At 36.0% G+C, this 19,074-nt stretch carries 22 protein-coding genes; 12 read left to right on the plus strand and 10 right to left on the minus strand.

The features are described 5' to 3' along the window. Positions 1-367 (minus strand): serine hydrolase domain-containing protein (locus LUD75_RS12155; RefSeq protein ID WP_232705955.1); only part of this gene is annotated, 367 nt, incomplete at its 3' end. A 434-nt stretch (positions 368-801) separates the two neighbouring features. Here LUD75_RS12155 and LUD75_RS12160 point away from each other — a divergent pair. Both LUD75_RS12160 and LUD75_RS12165 read left to right on the plus strand, forming a co-directional pair. Further along, entirely contained in the window at positions 802-1,254 is a 453-nt protein-coding gene (locus LUD75_RS12160) for an Hsp20/alpha crystallin family protein (protein WP_232705956.1), read from the plus strand. A gap of 98 nt (positions 1,255-1,352) precedes the next feature. Then, positions 1,353-2,540, plus strand: coding sequence for a cation:proton antiporter (locus LUD75_RS12165; RefSeq protein ID WP_232705957.1), 1,188 nt, complete (start codon positions 1,353-1,355; stop codon positions 2,538-2,540). A 35-nt stretch (positions 2,541-2,575) separates the two neighbouring features. On the opposite strand, the gene LUD75_RS12170 is transcribed toward LUD75_RS12165, so the two are convergent. Continuing rightward, entirely contained in the window at positions 2,576-2,911 is a 336-nt protein-coding gene (locus tag LUD75_RS12170) for a winged helix-turn-helix transcriptional regulator (RefSeq protein ID WP_232705958.1), read from the minus strand. Between the two features lie 115 nt (positions 2,912-3,026). On the opposite strand from LUD75_RS12170, the gene LUD75_RS12175 reads away from it, so the two are divergent. After that, positions 3,027-3,803 carry an SDR family oxidoreductase gene (locus LUD75_RS12175; RefSeq protein ID WP_232705959.1) on the plus strand — a complete coding sequence of 259 codons (777 nt, stop codon included), beginning with the start codon at positions 3,027-3,029 and terminating at the stop codon, positions 3,801-3,803. Between the two features lie 750 nt (positions 3,804-4,553). Here the strand turns inward: LUD75_RS12175 and LUD75_RS12180 are convergent. The 8 genes from LUD75_RS12180 to LUD75_RS12215 all read right to left on the minus strand — a co-directional run bounded on the left by LUD75_RS12180 (position 4,554) and on the right by LUD75_RS12215 (position 11,333). Beyond that, positions 4,554-5,054, minus strand: a complete 501-nt coding sequence (locus tag LUD75_RS12180; protein ID WP_232705960.1) for a 2'-5' RNA ligase family protein — start codon at positions 5,052-5,054, stop codon at positions 4,554-4,556. Between the two features lie 77 nt (positions 5,055-5,131). Next, the gene (locus LUD75_RS12185) at positions 5,132-5,485 is read right to left on the minus strand and encodes a VOC family protein (RefSeq protein ID WP_232705961.1); all 354 of its coding nucleotides are present in this window, start codon (positions 5,483-5,485) and stop codon (positions 5,132-5,134) included. 54 nt (positions 5,486-5,539) lie between these two features. Further along, positions 5,540-6,082: a Crp/Fnr family transcriptional regulator gene (locus LUD75_RS12190; protein ID WP_232705963.1), complete on the minus strand. Its 543-nt coding sequence runs from the start codon at positions 6,080-6,082 to the stop codon at positions 5,540-5,542. A 73-nt stretch (positions 6,083-6,155) separates the two neighbouring features. Beyond that, on the minus strand, positions 6,156-6,998 hold the full coding sequence (locus tag LUD75_RS12195) for an aspartyl protease family protein (RefSeq protein WP_232705965.1): 843 nt from the start codon (positions 6,996-6,998) through the stop codon (positions 6,156-6,158). 163 nt (positions 6,999-7,161) lie between these two features. After that, on the minus strand, positions 7,162-8,379 hold the full coding sequence (locus LUD75_RS12200; protein WP_232705967.1) for a serine hydrolase domain-containing protein: 1,218 nt from the start codon (positions 8,377-8,379) through the stop codon (positions 7,162-7,164). A gap of 43 nt (positions 8,380-8,422) precedes the next feature. Continuing rightward, positions 8,423-9,490 carry a serine hydrolase domain-containing protein gene (locus LUD75_RS12205; RefSeq protein ID WP_232705969.1) on the minus strand — a complete coding sequence of 356 codons (1,068 nt, stop codon included), beginning with the start codon at positions 9,488-9,490 and terminating at the stop codon, positions 8,423-8,425. A 93-nt stretch (positions 9,491-9,583) separates the two neighbouring features. Next, positions 9,584-10,282: a LytTR family DNA-binding domain-containing protein gene (locus LUD75_RS12210; RefSeq protein ID WP_232705970.1), complete on the minus strand. Its 699-nt coding sequence runs from the start codon at positions 10,280-10,282 to the stop codon at positions 9,584-9,586. Continuing rightward, complete coding sequence (locus tag LUD75_RS12215) at positions 10,254-11,333, minus strand: histidine kinase (RefSeq protein WP_232705971.1); 1,080 nt, start codon at positions 11,331-11,333, stop codon at positions 10,254-10,256. The genes LUD75_RS12210 and LUD75_RS12215 overlap by 29 nt, the downstream gene beginning before the upstream one ends. 186 nt (positions 11,334-11,519) lie before the next feature. On the opposite strand from LUD75_RS12215, the gene LUD75_RS12220 reads away from it, so the two are divergent. From LUD75_RS12220 to LUD75_RS12260, 9 genes are all read left to right on the plus strand, one after another. Next, positions 11,520-12,638, plus strand: coding sequence for an acyltransferase (locus tag LUD75_RS12220; protein WP_232705972.1), 1,119 nt, complete (start codon positions 11,520-11,522; stop codon positions 12,636-12,638). Beyond that, complete coding sequence (locus tag LUD75_RS12225) at positions 12,625-12,819, plus strand: hypothetical protein (RefSeq protein WP_232705973.1); 195 nt, start codon at positions 12,625-12,627, stop codon at positions 12,817-12,819. The genes LUD75_RS12220 and LUD75_RS12225 overlap by 14 nt, the downstream gene beginning before the upstream one ends. An 84-nt stretch (positions 12,820-12,903) precedes the next feature. Further along, the gene (locus LUD75_RS12230) at positions 12,904-13,116 is read left to right on the plus strand and encodes a hypothetical protein (protein WP_232705974.1); all 213 of its coding nucleotides are present in this window, start codon (positions 12,904-12,906) and stop codon (positions 13,114-13,116) included. Positions 13,117-13,403: 287 nt separating this feature from the next. Next, positions 13,404-14,438: a helix-turn-helix domain-containing protein gene (locus LUD75_RS12235; RefSeq protein ID WP_232705976.1), complete on the plus strand. Its 1,035-nt coding sequence runs from the start codon at positions 13,404-13,406 to the stop codon at positions 14,436-14,438. Between the two features lie 258 nt (positions 14,439-14,696). Beyond that, positions 14,697-15,182 carry a DUF2306 domain-containing protein gene (locus LUD75_RS12240; protein ID WP_232705978.1) on the plus strand — a complete coding sequence of 162 codons (486 nt, stop codon included), beginning with the start codon at positions 14,697-14,699 and terminating at the stop codon, positions 15,180-15,182. A 240-nt stretch (positions 15,183-15,422) separates the two neighbouring features. After that, positions 15,423-16,397 (plus strand): alpha/beta hydrolase, encoded by a 975-nt coding sequence (locus LUD75_RS12245; protein WP_232705979.1) that lies wholly within the window; start codon positions 15,423-15,425, stop codon positions 16,395-16,397. A 136-nt stretch (positions 16,398-16,533) separates the two neighbouring features. Continuing rightward, positions 16,534-16,992, plus strand: coding sequence for a RidA family protein (locus LUD75_RS12250; protein ID WP_232705980.1), 459 nt, complete (start codon positions 16,534-16,536; stop codon positions 16,990-16,992). A gap of 42 nt (positions 16,993-17,034) precedes the next feature. After that, on the plus strand, positions 17,035-17,592 hold the full coding sequence (locus LUD75_RS12255) for a DUF6624 domain-containing protein (protein WP_232705981.1): 558 nt from the start codon (positions 17,035-17,037) through the stop codon (positions 17,590-17,592). Positions 17,593-17,710: 118 nt separating this feature from the next. Further along, positions 17,711-19,054 carry an exodeoxyribonuclease VII large subunit gene (locus LUD75_RS12260; RefSeq protein WP_232705982.1) on the plus strand — a complete coding sequence of 448 codons (1,344 nt, stop codon included), beginning with the start codon at positions 17,711-17,713 and terminating at the stop codon, positions 19,052-19,054. Positions 19,055-19,074 lie beyond the last annotated feature (20 nt).

The following is a 19,074-nucleotide window of genomic DNA, read 5'->3' on the forward strand; positions in this document are numbered from 1 at the left end:
GTTTCCATTCGTTTGGAATATCAGAAACATATAAAGAAATTGGATCAGCGACTTTTAATTTTCCTTGCTCCTGTAACTGCATGATTGCCACTCCCACAAAAGCTTTTGTCATAGAGTTGATAGAGAAAGTTGTTTTTGAATTGGTGGGAACCTGATGTTCCAGATTCGCAAAACCATAACTGTCAAGCTTTTCTAATTTTCCATTTTTAATTATTGCCAACTGAAGTCCGGGGATCTTCATTTGGGTCATTTTCTCCCGGATGAAAATATCGATGCTGTCCGAATTATTTTGAGCAGACAGCAGTTGTGAAAATGTTGTTATGAATAACAACATAATGGTTTTATTTGTTGTAAATAATTTTTTCATAAGATTTTATAAATATAAACTAATCTCATGACAACTGCTGCGGCCAACTTATTACACTTGGTTGTTCCTAAATGCATTGATCATAGAAATCTTACTTACCGATCATTTTCATCTATTTATCACTTGGCATATTTCTCACTAGGAGTTGCCAAGAGGAATACAGGAGATGGTGTCAAAGAAATAGGTGACCTTATGACTGAGGATGTTGATGATCACTGAATAGAAAAAGCTTTAAAAAAGTGCTAAAACAGAAAAGATACTGATATCAAAGCTACACGTTAAATTATGATTCTCATTCCTTGATCAAATCGGGATGGTGACAAATTTTCATACAGAAGTTGACAATTTTTCCAATTTTTTAGCTGGTATATTGTTTGAAAATTTCAAAATGTGATCACATTAATTATTGTTTAACTTTTAAAAAATCGTTTATTATGTCAATCGTAAGAAACAATGGCAGTTTGCTCCCTGCAAATCCACGTACACTGTTCGATGACTTTTTTAGCCGCGAACTTTTTAACTGGGGCAACAACAATTATTCGTCAACGCTCAGTACAATTCCTTCTGTTAATATCAAGGAGGATGAGCATAATTTTGAAGTTGAAGTCGCTGCGCCGGGTATGGAAAAGCAAGATTTTCAAATAACTCTGGAAGCTAATCTGCTCACAATTTCTTCAGCTAAAAAAAATCAGACAGAAGAAAAAAATGAACATTACACCCGCAGAGAATTCAGCTACCAGTCTTTCCAGAGAACTTTCGAACTGGCACAAGATGTTGTTGATGAAGAGCATATCGAAGCTAAGTACGAAAACGGCGTTTTAAAGCTCACAATCCCAAAAACTGAGGAGGCTAAAAAGCCAGTCCGAAGGCTGATCGAGATTCAGTAATATTATATGATCTTTTACAAATTGGTTTTCCGTGAGGAAAACCAATTTTATATGTCACGATAATCAATTCATTATTAATGTTTTAAAAAATACGGTATATGAATGAACTACTCTGGTCTGTATGTTTATTAAGCCTTATCACTTTAGGGATCATATTCCTGCTCAAGAAATTCAACCAGCCTTATCTGATTGCTTACATCATTGCAGGAATAGTTCTGGGTCCTTACGTTTTAGGTGTCTTTACAAAACCTGACGAGATCGAAGTTGTCGGGGAAATCGGAATTCTCTTCCTGATGTTCTTCTTAGGAATGGAGATCAACGTACCTGATAACAGGAGTCTGCTGATAAAGCCCATCATAGCACAGAGCCTGAAAATAATTTTAAGTATGCTCTGTGCTTTGCTGGTAGGTTACATCACAGGACTTTCATCAAACAGCATCCTTCTGATCACGATTCTTTTTATGTTCAACAGCACGGCGGTCGTCAGTGAGTTTTTAAAAAAGCATCATACTTTACAAACGACGTTCGGAATTGTGATCCTCAATATGCTGATCTTCCAGGATCTGCTTTTAGCTCCCGTTCTCACAATGCTTAAAGCCTGGAATAATGAAGACTTCAATGTGACCAGCACCTTATTTCCGATTTTGTTGTGTATTGCTGTTTTTTATGTCCTGAAGAAAGTGCGTACTGTACAGGAAATTACACTTCCAAAAGCATTTAAAGCCATTGAAAATGATCACGACCTGCAGGTCTTCTTCGGCTTGCTCATCTGCCTTGGCTTTGGCCTGCTTGCAGAGGAAATCGGGTTAAGCGCGGCTTTGGGAAGCTTTATTGCCGGTGTTGTTGTAGGAAGAGTTAAAGTATTCAACTGGTTGGAGCATTCATTACTGCCCTTCAAGATCTTTTTTGTTACGCTTTTTTTTGTTTCTATAGGACTTCGTCTTGACATTCAGTATCTCTTTTCCAATTATCCTGTTATCCTCTTGGGGACATTATTCGTTTTGGTAAGCAACAGCGTTATGTCTGCCCTTATCTTCCGTTTCCTGAAACATAACTGGAAGGAAAGCTGGTATGGAGGGGCACTTCTATCGCAAACAGGAGAATTCGGAATTTTGGCATTGTCCGTTGCCTATAAAGCAGGAATTATTGAATACGGCCTGTACAAAGAAGGATTGGGAATAACGTGCCTCTCTTTATTGTTGTCTACAGTCTGGATTGCAATTCTGAATCATATTTTGAAGCGTCTCCCAGCCGAAAAGAGAGACCAATTTAAAATCACGACGTAGAGAGAGATTTAAGGATAAAATAAAATGAGCTATGGTTAATCTTCAGCGATTCCATACTCAATTCCCCATTTCTGTAACTCTTGAATGATCGGTTCCAGTTTTCTGCCTTTCTCAGTTAATGCATATTCAACAGTTGGCGGTACCGTTGCAAAGGCATTCCGGTTGACAATATCATTTTGTTCCATATTCTTCAGTTCCTTGACAAGCATTCTTGTACTGATCCCAGGGATCATCCTCTCTAATTCTTTAAAGCGTTTTTTGCCCATAATCAGTGCGTAAATAATAGACATCGACCATTTTCCTCCGATAATATCCAATATTTTCTGGAGTTCACATTTATTTTGAGGTTTTTCAATTTTTTCTTTTTCCATAATGATCTGACTTACAATAAAAGTTACACACAGGTTATTAGTGCACATTCGTGTAACTACTTGCAAAAGTAAAGTATTGGAAATAGATTTGCAACTCAATATTAAAATATAATCGATGATATATGATTCATTAAAGGGAAAAATCGCGCTGGTAACAGGCGGTACAAAAGGCATAGGCAGATCAATTGCCGACAAATTGAGTACAAGCGGGGCGACAGTAATAATAACTGCCCGTACAGAGGCTAAAGACATTTCTGAAAGCCATCATTTTATTGCCGCTGATCTTACCCAGGCAGACAGCGCAGGAGAAATTGCAAAAGAAATACTGGAAAAGTATCAAAAAATCGACATCATTGTTAATAATGCCGGAGCCAATTTAGGACCGGGAGGAGGTTACAGCACGTTGGAAGATGAAAATTGGTTTAAAGAGTGGGAACTAAATTTTATGTCAGCCGTTCGAATCAATAAAGCTTTTTTACCTGCTATGCTTAAGCAGAAAGAGGGTTCGATTATCAATATATCCACAGGAGCTGCAAGGCAGCCGATCTGGAATATGACGATGTCTTACTCATCGGCCAAGGCAGCATTGAATGCCTACAGCAAAGCGCTGGCGAGCGAAGTCGGATCAAAAGGGGTAAGAGTAAATGTGGTGTCTCCTGGAGTCATTCAAACACCACTAATGAATGAGTTTGTTAAAAATATAGCCCAGCAGTCAGGAGTTAGTTTTGAAGAGACCTTTCAAGATATTATTGATAAGGTCGGCGTGCCGATAGGAAGAATGGGGGAGCCCGGTGAAGTCGCCAACATAGTCGCTTTTCTGGCATCATCTGAATCCCAATATATCACAGGAGCTAATATTTCAGTAGATGGCGGATCATCACCTACTGTTTGATCCAGTTATTGATTATTAGTGATAAAGCATAGTCTTTATCATTTTGAACGATGAAAGCATTGATCTGACTATTCAGTCAAATCAATGCTTTTTTTATGGACCTGTGTCATTGTTTCAAAGATTGACTGCCAAATAGATGTTCCGAAATTATAAAAAATCTTTTCGGTACTACGGAAAGGTAGTGATTTTATATGATGTTCAATTTCCAACTTTACCCCAATAAAAAGTTGATCAACTGTTCAAATCATTACTAACATCAAAAATCACCGTTATGAAAATCGAAAGAACAGAATTTATTGTTTGGATGGAAAGGATCATGGAACGATTCGACATCCTTAAGGAATAAGTGTCATCAAGTCAATCCAGATTTATAGACCGGAACAGTAGACTTCAATTTCATTGACAGAAAAAGGCCACTCCCCAATATAATCTTGTTTATTGAACTTGAGGGTATTTCTTTGAGACGGTGCGTTGCAGGATAAAATTAATAGTAAGACTGAAAATAGGTTTTTCATGGTTAAAAAGTTATATAGGCAAAATTAAAAAAACTGATAGGGTCCAAATGAAACAGGTCTTGATATTTCATTGGTCGGGTAGTGGACTAAAACGGGGAATGAAATATTTTTAATTTCATCTTTAATCGTCAATTGTCTGCTTCCTACAAAAAATTCTGTCATTTTCTAAATACTCTTTACGGTTTTTCTGTCTTTGTGTTCTCTCTAAATACAAAGATTTATTTATGAAGTAATCTTATATTTTAAAAGTTTGTATGATTTTCCATTCGTTGTCTCCTTCTTGCTCAATCAATGAAATTTCTGTGAAGAAAAGCATTTCAGGAATATTTATTTTATTAATCTTACTAAAAATTTCATCTGTACACGTAGAATTTCTAGGATGCATTAAGGTAATGTGAGGTTGTGGAAATTTAATTTCAAAACCGAGATTTTTTAAAACCAACTGTCGTAAATGATGGTACCCAGGATTGATTTCATCTGCAGCGATCATCACGCCTTTACCATCTGAAAATCGAACGACCCTGTCTAAATGAATAAAGATTGAACCCAGATGAATAGATTTTAGGTTCTCCTTGATCTGATCCAAATTTTCCAATTCATGTTCACGGCAAAGTGTGACGTGGGATCCGATCAAACGAGACTGAACAGGATTATATCTTTTCCTAATGTCTGCGATGTCCTGTGATTGCTGATCATCAATGAACAGGGTCAATTGTCTTCTTATATTTAAACTCATTATGGTAAAGGGTAAATATAGTATTTAAGATCTTAATGATCTTGCGGGAAAATTATAAAATAACTTCAGTGATGAATTCATCCTGCGCCTTGTCCGAATGTGATTAAATTGTTGTCAGGGTCAAGAAGTGAAAATTCTTTCTGACCCCAAGATTTTTCGCTTATACTTCCTGCCGGATGGATATTAATATTCTTGCCTAAAAAATAGTTGTATAAAGCATCAACATCAGAAGTCCGGATATAGATCTGACCATAATTTTCTGTTGGTATCAAATCTTTGAATTCAAAAAAGTGAATTTCCAGAGTGCCATTCTTCATCATAAGATAGCCTTCAAAATCATTTGCAGAAGCTTCAAATCCTAATTGAACGTAATAGTTTCTGGTAGTTTCTTTGCTGCGCATCGGCAGTTTGGGAATTATGTTTGTCATCATATTTTTTTTTATTCAAAATTGACGATAATCTTTTAAAGCAACACTTGATCGAAATCAAAAAGAAACATTGGCTCTTACCCTGCTTAAAGTTTCAGGTCTGATCTTAAGATAGGAAGCGATCATTGTTAAAGGGAATGTCTGAATCAGCCTCGGTTTGGTCTTAAGCAAATGATTGTATTTTTCAGCAGGATTTATATTTCTGTCAAAAAAAGACATTTTTGTTTTTGTACTCAAAAGCTTATTAAATTGAAGAAATTTCTGTGATTCCTTAATGAGATGATGGAGACTATTTAATGTCAATTCTAAAACTTCGGAATGCTCAAAGGCTTTAATAGTCGATGTTGCAGGCAATTGACTGATAAGGCTTTCATGGTCGAATACCCATTCGTTTTCCATAAACAGATCAATGATAATCTGTTCATCACGCTTTTCATCGTGATAATGTTTGTAAAAAGAGCCTTTAACAATAAAAAATATGGATTTCGAAACAGTACCTTCTTTGCTTAGAACCGCATTTTTGTCCAGCTTCATTTTACAGATATTTTTATTGAATAACTGTATTTCAGCATCAGAAAAATCTGCAAATTCTGCCAGCATGGTCGATGGATTTAATATCACCAAATATATAAAAGATTTCAAATCTTCCAATAGCTAATGACCTTAGATACTTTTAATCAGCAATAAATATTTTTTTCTTGGCAATATCAATGGTCAGAACATGACCCAGCCAGTCAATGCTGGTTTTCCCTTCATAGATCAATCCATCAATAAATGCAGTATCTAAGTTCTCTACTTTGCGTAGTTTATTTGTTGTATTTATTTTTGACAGTTTTCCTACATAATAATTATTTTCTTTCTTGAAGTCGCTTTTAATAGGAACTGCTTTAAAATCTGCTTTGTTTAGTTTTAAAACTTCCATTAATTTGGAACTGAACCAAAAGGAATTTTTTCCGGCACCGCTGTCCAATAATGTTTGGATCTTCAGAGTGTCATTCAACTCTACGTAGGTGAAAATATCAATCGCTTTCCCTGCATAATCTGCTATTTGGATATCAATGCTCTTTTCCCCTTTTGTAGATTTGTTGAAAAGTATTTTTTTGTTGTTATAGTCAATTGTAATGGGTGTATTTCTGAAAGGTTGCAATGAGATCATCCCATCAATATCTCCAAATTCCAGATCAACAATCGTGTATTGCTGATCACTGAATTCTTTATTGTTGATCTCCATACTTTTGGCGTTATATAAGTCTACGTTCAGTTCTTCACCAGTTGCTCTGTGTCCGACAAAAAAATTAGGGGTCTTTTCATTTTTGATCTTATTGGAAAATTTTGTGAAAATAGCATTGAGACCTGCTCCGGTATCAAGAATGAATTTTCCTTCCACATTATTGATTTTTGCTTTGATGATAATGTGTCCGTTACTGTTGACCTCAAAAGGAATTTGCGCGTTCGTTTTAGAAGATAATAAGATGAATACTAGACAAATGCTGTAGGTGAATATTAATCTTTTCATAGTTATTTTTTATAGAGGTGAAATTAGAATATAATGTTAGGGATGATTTTTGTCGGCTAATTAAGGTTTAATCTCAGTTTTTTAGTAATTTCAAGGGCGTTTTTGAAAGATCAAATATAGCTTGAAAATAAGCTTGTCTTACAAAAGATTGTTATTTTTAGGACTAGTTCTTCAATAACTTTGATTTCAATTCAAAACCATATTTATACAAGTCTTCATAGATATCGAAAAATTTATTTTCATCGGCTTCACTTAATGAAGTGTTGAAAAATACAATCACAGCTATTTCTTTGTTTAGGTCAGAAAGCATAAATGTTCTTACGCCCGGATCAGAACCATTGTGTCCAATTCTTTTGCCTCCCATTTTTGTTGCCCAGAAAATTCCTGAATTAAGCTTATCAGGTTTGACATTGTCAGGTTTATTAGATTCTGTGAACTGAAAACGGAGCATTTCTTCTGCCAATTCTTTCTTTAGTAATCTCTTGTTATTGTATTTTCCATCATTCAGCAGGGTGATAAAAAATCTTGAAAGCTCATCTACAGAAGTCCGTACACCGCCATCTGGATAGGTTATACCTTCATACAGCGGTATTGACTTTATTTTACCGTCTTCCTTTTGATAAAGTTTGGAGTGGTTTTTTAAATTGATTTCGGACAGATTCCAACCCGAATTTTTCATCTTTAAAGGTTTGAAAATATATTTTTTACTGTATTCATTGAGTTTTTGTCCCGTTTTCAACTCAATGATATAGCCGGCAAGCCCTGCGCCTATATTGGAATAGTCACGATTTGTACCGGGTTTTGACTTTAGAAAATTCTCTTTATTGTAATGTTTACCACCTTTTACAAAATAGTTTTTCAAAAAATCACCTAAAGGTTCTGGTTTTTGACCGTTAGAAACATAAGTACTGTCGGTATAAAAAGGATATCGGTCTGCCAAACCCGAAGTATGGGTCGCCAGATGTCTCAAGGTAATTTTCTCATCGGGAAAATTGGGATTGGTGACTTTGAAAGGCAGATAATGGTTGATATCTTCATCAAGGTCGACCTTTCCTTCCTCGATCGCTTTCATGATGCAGAATCCTGTAAAAGTTTTGCTTATGGAAGCAATGTTCATAATGGTCGTGGGAGAAAAAGGAATTTTATTTTCTTTGTCTGCAAAACCATAACCGTTTGTCCAGACCAGTTTTTTGTCGATGATAATAGCGGCTCCGATGCCGATGATTCCCGCCTGATTCATTTTCTTTTCGATAAGGCTGTCAATGGAGTTCTTTTTATCATTTTTAATATGGGTACTAATTTGTGCCGACAGATTTTGGATGCAAAATAGGGCAGTCAGGCAACTGATCAGTAAAAGTTTTTTATTAAGTTTTTTCATCATATCAATGTCTTTTGATTGGTAATTGCTGAAAAATCGGCATGAATTATTTTTTTAGATTTTCAAGAGCCAGTTTAGCCATATCTTTTACCAGCTGAGTGGGAGAGTTGCAGTCACAATTGCTGAATCCAAGCACATAAATATCTTCACTTGGAATATAAACAGCCATCGATTTGAATCCGAATATACTTCCGCCGTGTTCACGAGTAGGAATTCCGCTGATATTCTTCAAATGCCAACCATAGCCGTATTCTATTTCCTGACCGTTATTGAGTTTGTACTTGGTAAAAGCTTTTGTTTCTTCTTTAGAATTTAATAGAAGGTTTTTATTTAAAGCATTCTGCCATTTCAGCATATCATCCAAAGTTGACATCAATGAACCTGAAGAAAAAGGAACGCTGAAATTAATGACTGTTTTATTGACGTAACCGGTACTTTTCTTGTGATAGCCAAATGCTCTGTTTTTGATGATTTTTCTGTCACTGGCGTAATAAGAATTAGTCATTCCAGCCTTATCAAATATATTCTTTTTGATAAAATCTTCGTATGTTTCTCCAGATGCCAACTCAATGATATAACCCAAAACCACGTATCCTGAATTATTATATTCGAATTTTTCTCCGGGAGCGAAATCCACAGGATCATTCTTAAAGAAGTCAACCATCTGTTCCGGTGTCATTTCCTTTTGAGCAATGTCCTGTAAGGTCTTCATTTTCGTAAAATCCTTGATACCGGAAGTGTGAGCCAAAAGATGATGAATGGTGATCTTATCTCCATTAGGGTATGAAGGAATATATTTGGAAACAGGATCACTTACTTTTAATTTCCCTTGCTCTTCCAACATCAGAATAGCAATTGCTGTAAACTGTTTGGTCATAGAACCGATCTGGAAAACACTGTTCGTGTTCAGTTTTGACTCCAATTCCAGATTGGCCATTCCGAAGGCTTTTTCATAGACGGGTTTCCCTTTTTTTGCAATAAGGAAAACGCCACCCGGCCCATTGGTTTCCTTAAATTCAGATTGAATTAAACTGTCAATTTTTCGATCGAAATTCTGTGCATTTACAGTAACGGAAAGCAAAACAGTCAGGCATAATAACAATAATTTTTGCATAGTGGTGTGATTTTATGCAAAGATATATTTATTTATTAATACTATGCAATACAAAGTAGTAAATTTAATATTAATTAAATCGTAAGTGATTGTCTAAAAAGAACGTTTTGCCAAAAATATCTTTGCAAAGTCTTCGAATTCCTTTTTATAACTACGTCCCAAAGGAATCGATATTTTTCCCGCCAAAATTTCCTGATTGCTGATTGCCGTGATATGGGCGGTATTGACCATAAACGAACGGTGAATTCTTATGAAGCCTTTGTTCAGCAGATTTGCTGCAAGCTCAGAGATGGTCATTTTGGGAACGATGATACATTCATTAATAAGATGAATTTTTATGTCGTTTCCATCGCTTTCAAAGTAGATGATATCTTTCAACAAGATCTTCATATTGAATCCTCCCGATTTTAAAATCACAAAATCTTCATCATTGTCTTTTTTAATAGTTCTTAATATTCGTTCTGCCGATTTAAAAAACCGTTCAAATGTAATAGGTTTCAATAAGTAATCGACGGCTTCCAACTCAAATCCTTCAACGGCATATTCACGGTAAGCGGTTGTGAAAATTGTTTTCGGTTTTTTATTTAATGACCTGAGAAATTCAATTCCGTTCAGGTCCGGCATCTGAATATCCAAATACATCAGATCGACGGATTCCTGCTGTAAGATCCTGTAAGCTTCCAGTGCATTTTTTCCTATTCCCACAACTTTCATCTCCCCAATTTTAGAAATGTGGTTTTCCAATAGCTTGATCGCTAATGGCTCATCGTCGATGATTATACAATTGATCATAATGTAAAGGAGTAGTTAGTTTTACCGAAAATCGATTTCCAAATTTTTCGATTTCCAAAGAGTGTCTATCGGTATAATATAATTCCAGTTGTTTTTTGATGTTATTCAGTCCGATTCCGATCCTTTCATCAGCTGCTTTTTCATAAAAATGGTTTTCCACTTTAAATGTAGCAAAATTACGGTCAGTAAACAGAGAGATATTAATTTCAATATCACCACTTGTTTTTTCTGCACCGTGTTTAAAAGCATTCTCAACTAAGGAGAGGTACAACAATGGGGGAATAAATGCCGGAAACTCAATGTTTTCAGACTGGTTTACGGTCAGCCGTTCATCATATCTCAATTTTTCAAGCTCAACATAATCTTTAATGATTTTTAATTCTTCAGCAGCACTGACCATCTTTTCCTGTCCTCTGGCAAGAACATAGTCCAGTATATCTGACAGCCGGCTGATCGATTGGGCCGTGGCAGCAGAATTAGAAATGGCCAAAGAATAAATATTGTTGAGTGTATTAAATAAAAAATGTGGATTAAGCTGCGATTTTAAAACCTTAAGTTCCAGTTCAGTTTTTTCTTTTTGAATTTGCAGCCGACTGTGTTTCTCATTTTTATAGCGCAGGATAAACATGATGGATACAAAAATAAAAGAACCGGAAATGATCGTGAAGATATAATGAAACAAAAGATATTTTATATCAGAGAAAATGTCAGCAATGCTGTCTTTCGGATAATCTGCAAAGAACGGTTCTGCAGCGTAAACAATGAAGATTCGATTCAGGACGCCTAAAATATACAGACTCACAAAAAGGTAAATAAAAAACAAAGTGTATCTCTTGGAATCGAAATACTTTCTGATCAGTACAAAATAGATAAAATTTGCCCCAATGATCTGAAATATCCAGTGGCAGAGATCATAGTAAAATAACGCTTTAAAATTAAGATGATCGTGCTCTCCATAATTTTTCGCAACTCCAAAAAGAAATAATGCGACCCAAAATATGATTTGATAGCCGAGTTCTTTTTTAGGTTTCAAGTTCCGGGTTTTGTTCATAATCATCAAAAATAGAAATTAAAAATGTTTCCCGATACAAGTATTTGTGAAAGAAAGAGATGATGATGCAGACGGCAATTTTTTGCGTTTGAAAGTAAAATTATTGTATATAAATTCACATGAGTGCGGTCTGCATATCATTGATTAAAATTTAATTGAATTGAATGAATTTCGCAAAAAAAATATATGCACAATATTAAATTTATCGGACTGGACCATCTCCGTGCACTCGCTATTTTATTGGTATTCCTGTACCATTACAGAATGTTTCAACATCCGTCCTGGATTGATGATATTGGATGGATAGGGTGGAGCGGTGTAGATCTGTTTTTTGTAATAAGCGGCTTTTTGATTGCCAATCAATTATTCATAGAAATAAGGGAACATCATACAATTCGGCTGAAGACTTTCTTTACCAAGAGGTTTTTCCGTATTATGCCACCTTACATTTTTACATTGTTCCTGTATTTCTGCATTCCGGCATTCCGGGAAAGGGAAGCTCTGCCTTCATTTTGGAAATTCATTTCTTTTACTCAGAATTACGGGCTGGATGTTATCAATAAAGGAACTTTTTCTCACGCCTGGTCATTATGTATAGAAGAGCAATTTTACCTGCTTCTCCCATTAATCATCTTATTTTTTATCAAAGCAAAGTCTATACATTATCTAAAATATGGAGTCCTAATTGTCATTATAGCATCCATTTTATTCCGGCATTTTTCGTGGAATGAATTCATCATTCCCAACCTTAACAGTCCCAACTTCTGGAAGGTGTGGTATATGAAGATCTATTATCCGACCTACACAAGATTTGACGGGCTTGCAATTGGTGTTTTGATAGCCTGGTTTTTTCAGTTTTCTGTAAAATTTAAAAATCTGATTGATAAAAGAGGTGTTTTTTTTCTGATTGCGGGCCTGCTTTCAGTATCTATTTCTCTTTGTTTTTGCAGAGATCAGTATTCACAGGGCGCTTCAATTTTCGGATTTACTTTTGTGGCCGTTAGTTATGGGATTTTATTGCTTGGAGCCATTTCTTCTTCTACGTTTTTGGGGAGTAAAAACAATTTTTTCACATCAAAGCTGGCGTTGTTATCCTATTCAATTTATCTGTCACACAAAGGTGTCATTCATATTGTACAGATGTTTTTGGACAGAACCATTATTTCAGTATCAGGTACTCTAGCTTTCGTTATTTGCTTTTCAGTGTGTATTCTCGTGGGTGTAGTTTATCTGTACAGCATTGAAAAACCTTCTTCTTACATTAAAAATAAAATTATAAAAACCCGGTCCCATGAAAAGAATTAATGTACTCGTATTTGTAGCAATTTTCAATCTTACGGTTGCTCAAAGCATCAAACAGGAAAAAGAGGCGATCAAGAATGTTGTTGCACAATTTAGCCAAAGTATCATCAAAAAGGATTCAGCAACTTTCCATAGTCTGTTCCATAAAGATCCTGTCAACTGGATAGGTGTTATCAGACCATGAAGCCAGAATAAGCTTCAGGAAATTGATCCCAAAAACACAAAAAACTATTTTCACGATACCTACAGAAGTTTTTTCAGGTATATTATGACAAAGGAGGAAAAGAAGGAATTGTTTGAGAATGTTCAGATCATCAATGACGATGCCGTTGCAAGTGTCATATTTGATTACACCTTTTGGTCTCATAAAAAAATGAAGAATTACGGAAAAGAACTCTGGCAGCTTATCAAAACTGATGGTCAATGGAAAATAACCAGCGTTGTATTTTCCTATGAACTGGCAGAATTTTATAAGAAATGAAAATGCTGTCAGATGTGAGAACCTTCCTGCAATCTTTAACGCTCAAGCTTGGATAAGAAAGATATCTTTGATTCGTGTTTTTCGTATTAAAAAATCAGAAACAAGTAAATTTATTATAAATTTAAAAGAATGAAATCAATAATATTGCATCTTTAGAATTTATATTATAATGTCGTAAGTTGATGCATCATCTTGTTTTACAATCATTACCTCCGGTATTTTATCTGGCAGGGATCTTTATAGCTTGTTTTTCATCTTTTCTTATTTTGGGAAAAGCAAAGAAGATCATGGCAGACTATGTTTTGGCAATTTGGTTTATGATCATAGGTATACATCTCATCTTCTTTATGTTGCTTTGGTCAGAAACATATCTGAAATTCCCTTACTTACTTGGAATTGAAATACCATTTCCATTGATCCACGGCCCTATGCTTTATCTGTATGTTCTATGCCTTACCGGTAGTGCCCCCAAAAGGCATATTTGGCTTTTTCATATTGCTCCTGTTTTCAGTATCTATTTGATCCTGATCAATTTTTTTTTGCTGCCCTCACAAGACAAGATCAATATCTATCAACAGGGAGGAGGTGCCTACAAAATGTTGAGGATCTATATAAAGGTCTTGATCGTAATATCAGGAATTGTTTACGTAGGTATGAGTATCAGCGCGATTAGAAAGTATAGAAATAAGATCTCAGGATTATATTCCAATACCGAGAAGATCAATCTGAACTGGGTCTATTATCTAATTGCAGGGATTGCATTGATATGGTTTGCTGTCATTTTAAAGAATGATCTTCTGATCTTTTCTTTGGTTACTGTTTTCATCATAGTGGCTGCGTATTTTGGGATCAGCAGGGTCGGAATTCTTGATCATCAGATTCAGGAATCAGCGGAAGTTACGGAAGATCCAATAGGTACATCTCCTTTGCCAAATTCAAAATATGAAAAAAACTTTGCAGGCGAAGAGACAATTCAGAATATCCATACAAGACTGGTTGCTCTGATGGATGTAGATAAGATCTATAAAAATCCGGAGTTAAATCTGAATTCTGTCGCAAAGCTTTTAGATGTACATCCCAATACACTTTCCCAGACCATCAATTCTATTGAAAATAAAAACTTTTATGACTTTATCAATAGCCGGCGAATTGAAGAATTCAAAAGGATCGCACTATTGTCCGGGAATGCGAAGTATACGATCTTATCACTTGCGTTGGAAAGTGGATTTAATTCAAAAACTTCGTTTAACAGGAATTTTAAAAAGTTCATGCACTCTTCACCCAGAGAATTTCTGAAAAGTCACAAGGTCGATATGGAATAAGAAGAACCAATTTCGATAAAAGTACTTAATTGATTGAATTACAGGTTTTAATAAGTTGGTGCCACCTTTCATTGTGGGACGATTGAGACCTTTTTAATTGTCATTTTTACAAAAAATTAATCCCTCGAAATGAGAAAATTATTATTTGTATTGATGGCAGTCTTGGCATTGCTTATAGGGGTCTATCCATTATTGTATGCCTTTGTAGAACATAAGCATACTTTTCTCAACTCTAAGTTACCTGAAGTATTCCATAATATGTTATGGAGAACAGCATTTTGGGTCCATATTATTTTTGGAGGACTGGCATTATTCATTGGCTGGCGTCAGTTTGGAAGTTCATTTCGAAGCAAGTATCTCCGGATACACCGGTTCCTGGGAAGGATCTATGCAATTGCTGTGGTTATTAGCTCGGTTTCCGCAATATATCTGGGGTTTTATGCCAATGGAGGAATTATATCAGCAATTGGGTTTATCTCTCTGGGATTGATTTGGCTGGTGACGACGATAAGTGGAGTAGTACAGGCAAGAAATTCCAACGTCATATTACATAAACAATTGATGACCTACAGCTATGCCTGTACATTTGCGGCCGTTACTCTTAGACTTTGGTATCCCTTTTTGAAAACCATCACAGGAGACCCTGCCGATTCTTACATTGTTGTGGCCTGGTTATGCTGGGTTCCCAATCTGCTCATTGCTTATTTTTTAAACAGAAGATCAGCACAGGTCGTGTTCAAATGACCTGACCAATTGTCAAATCAATATAATGCTTTTGAAAATATGAAAACGGATAGAAATAAAATTATTTGGTAACGGATGAATGTTCAAGGTTGCAATAAGCAGTATGGTATGCCTTTTAAAAAATATCGGCAGGTAAAAATTACAAATTAAAAAAGTAAAATAAAATAAATAAATAAAAAAACGATGGCTCAAATGTATTTAGATAAAAAAATGATGAAACGGTTTTTTAAATGGGTGAAAATGATTGGACTGGTATTGATCTTACTGGTCATAATGTTACTTCTAACGGGATTTATATTTGAAAGAATATCCAGAAACAATGCTGAAAAGATCAAGCCTGATGGCAATTTTGTGGAGGTAGAAAATCATCTCATGCATTTCTATCAGAAAGGAAACAGAGGCCTAACTGTGGTCTTTGAAACGGCATTTGATCCCGCAGGTCATCTGCAGTGGTACAACATCCAACAACAATTGCCAATTTCCTTCACCAGCATTTCATATGACAGGTCCGGAATTTTGTGGAGCGAGAGAGGTGAAAATCCAAAATCAGGTGAAGATGTGGCGAGAGAACTGCATCTTTTACTGGAGAAAGTTGACGCACCCAAACCTTACATCCTGGTAGGACATTCGTTTGGAGGGACACTGGTGCGCTTTTTTGTCAACCGTTATCCCAAGGATGTCGGAGGCGTGATCCTTGTGGACAGCCAATATCCCGACGATCAGAGATTTTTGTCTCCCGAATTATACAAAATGGTCAATCAAGGACTGCCCGGCGGTTTTCTGAAATTTGCCAATGCTTTTGGAATTGCGAGACTGATGTTCAAAGGGATGTTCCCGAATGAAAAACAATACACCTATCAGAACTCCATCATGCCGGCATTACTTTTCAAAAGTGCAGACGCAGTATTGGAGGAGCAGGACGAGATGAACTCCATCAAAAAAGAGGCATCGAAAATAAGATCCTTCGGTACTATTCCTCTTTTGGTTTTGACCGCAGCAGATAAAAAACGTTATGACGCAGCAATAAAGGACAAAAAATTAAAAACAGAGATGCTCAATGCCTGGTCTAAAATGCAAAAAGACCTTTTGCATCTTTCCACTAACAGCAAACAGATTCTGGTGCCTAAAAGTGGTCACTATATCAATCAGGAACAGCCAGAAGTTGTTGAGAAAGCCATCAATGAAATGGTGGATAAGATATCAAAACCAAAATAGTATTACTGCTAAACAGTTCTAGAAAATTCCTGATTGAATCCTAAAGGAAATTAATTCTCTGACAACCATATTGGTCTAAAAACCTATCATTTCTATTGAATGATTTCATTATTTTCGCATATACAAATCACATCATATGAGATACATAATCATTCTTCTATTTTTACTGCCGTTTAACAATTTTTTTTCTCAACAGGCAAACATCAAGAAAAAAAAGTGGCATTGGAATAATAGCAAAGTAAAACAAGATACCGTTGCAGGATACTGCCAGGTATTAAAGGTTGACAATGTACTTTATATCTCAGGCGCCGTGGCAACGGAAATTACACCTGAAGGAATCACATCATTATATGACAACCTTAAAACTTCTTTGGCCAGTTTTGGGGCAACATTCGAAAATGTGGTGAAAGAAAACCTGTATACCACAGATATAGAAGAGATGAAAAAGCTTAATCACTTCAGAAAAAAGTTTTATCAAAATGATTTTCCGGCGGCCACATGGATTCAAGTACAAAGATTGTATATGCCTACAGCGAAATTAGAAGTCGAACTGATAGCTCATCTTCCAAAAAAAGGTAAAGAGATGAGCCAATGAAATATCTGGATTCTATTCGCAAAACCTGAACAAACAAAACCAATGAAAAGTGTTGCAAAAGATCTGGTGCAGATGCAAAATAAAGACCTGACCACAAGGGAAAGATTAATGAAAGAAGGAAAGCTTTCAAGTGGTTACCATCCGGAAATGGAAAAAATACACAAAGAAAACGCTCAAAACCTGAAGAATATCATTGAGCAGATAGGGTTTCCTACGATCTCAAAAGTTGGAAAAGAAGCAAGTGATGCAGCCTGGCTGGTCATCCAGCATTCCATATCAGATCCGGAACTGATGAAAAGTGCTTACCAGTTGATGCTTGAAGATCGGGCTGACATCAATTTGAAAAACTTGGCCTATCTTTTTGACAGAATCCAGTTTTTTGAAGGCAAACCGCAGAGATTCGGAACTCAATACAACTCGGATGGAAGCATCTATCCGGTTGTCAATAAAGATGAACTTAATGAATTGCGAAAAAAATACAATTTACCGGAAATTGCTCAAAATGAAATTGATAAAATTCCATCTGTAGAAGATATAGAATCTATCGAGAATCAAAATCAGGACTATATTTTATGGCGACAAAGGGTGGGATGGAAATGAAATAGAGGATCCTCATTGAAATTTTAAAAAAATCAGTAGGATAAAAGAACTTTTATGATGTAATCACAATAAGCAATATCTTTGTATCTGATCTCGATCTCAATGATCATTTTATTTAATGGAGGACAACGAAGTATCTTATCCGGTCTATTCGCCGGCATCTGTAATGGGGATCTTCAGTAATGCACTGAAGCTGAATGCAACGGTCAATTTGATCTATCTGAAAGGCAGGTATGCTTATGGAGGCGGCAAGTCCTACGGGAACTATTATTATGATCTTTTGTTTTCAGAAGGTGATCATACTTCGATTGGGATTCGCATTTCGTCACTGCTCAGGAGCAAAATCACCAACAATGAGATCTATACCCTCAGAGGGTTTATTGAGAAAAGCATTAAAAATTCTTCGATTGAACTACGCTTTGTGGTAGATGAGATCGTTCATCAGGAAGAAAGATCAATATCTGAGGAAGAGCTGCAGAAATATGGGCTAATCCAGAAAAAACTTGAACTGGGATCGAAGGACCTTGAGACGCTCATCAGGGATCAAATGCTTAAAGATGAAAAGATCAAGGTTGCCAATATCTATGGTAATAATGCCATCGTGCAAAGGGACTTTTCAGAGGGGCTGGATGTTTCGTCACAGTATTTTAAAGTTGATAATTACAACTGCAATATTACTTCATCAACAGCGATCATTGCGATACTGAAAGAAATTACAGCTTTGGATTACGACATTGTTGCTTTGGTAAGGGGAGGAGGCGACCGTCGGAGTATGGAAACCTTTAATGACCTGAGTTTGTCTGAATTATTTATTTCAATGAAACCGATTATGGTCACTGCAATCGGCCATACGGTCGATGAAACATTATTGGATAAGCTGGCTGACAAGCGCTTTCATTTACCGCACGATTATGGTGCGGGATTGCACGCCATTGCTGAAAAGCTTTCTCACGAAAGATCGAATTCGAGGGCTCTGCTCATCAATGAGGTGAAAAAAGATGTGACCAAGCAGTTTTCAGAGCAGGTGGAGACCTTGGAAAAGCAATTGAAAAAGAAAAATGAGGAGTTTACTGAAGCCCAGAAAACATATAAGGAACAGAACGAGGCACATAATAAGACCTTTTCAGATCAGTTGAAGGTCAGAAATGAAGAATTTCAAAAACTTCAGTCCTCTTCATCGAAACAACTCGAAGAACTACAAAAGAATTTTCAGGAGCAGCAGAAGCAACGTCTCGCAGAAATGGAGAGCTACAAAAAAGAGATCGCTGTTCTGCACGAGAAGAATGTACAATCTGCCATCAATGAAAAGACTTCGTCTTTGCTGGTCAATCTGGAAACATTGAAACAGGAAAATGTCAGGTTGAATCAGGAAGTTCAACATAATAAAACTGATTATTTCAAGATCATTATCGCGTTTGTTCTGGCATTGGTCATCGGATTTGTTTTGGCAAAATTGATGTAGAATGGAAGATCTTGTGCGGT

This window comes from Epilithonimonas sp. JDS (assembly GCF_021261315.1).
Lineage (GTDB): Bacteria > Bacteroidota > Bacteroidia > Flavobacteriales > Weeksellaceae > Epilithonimonas.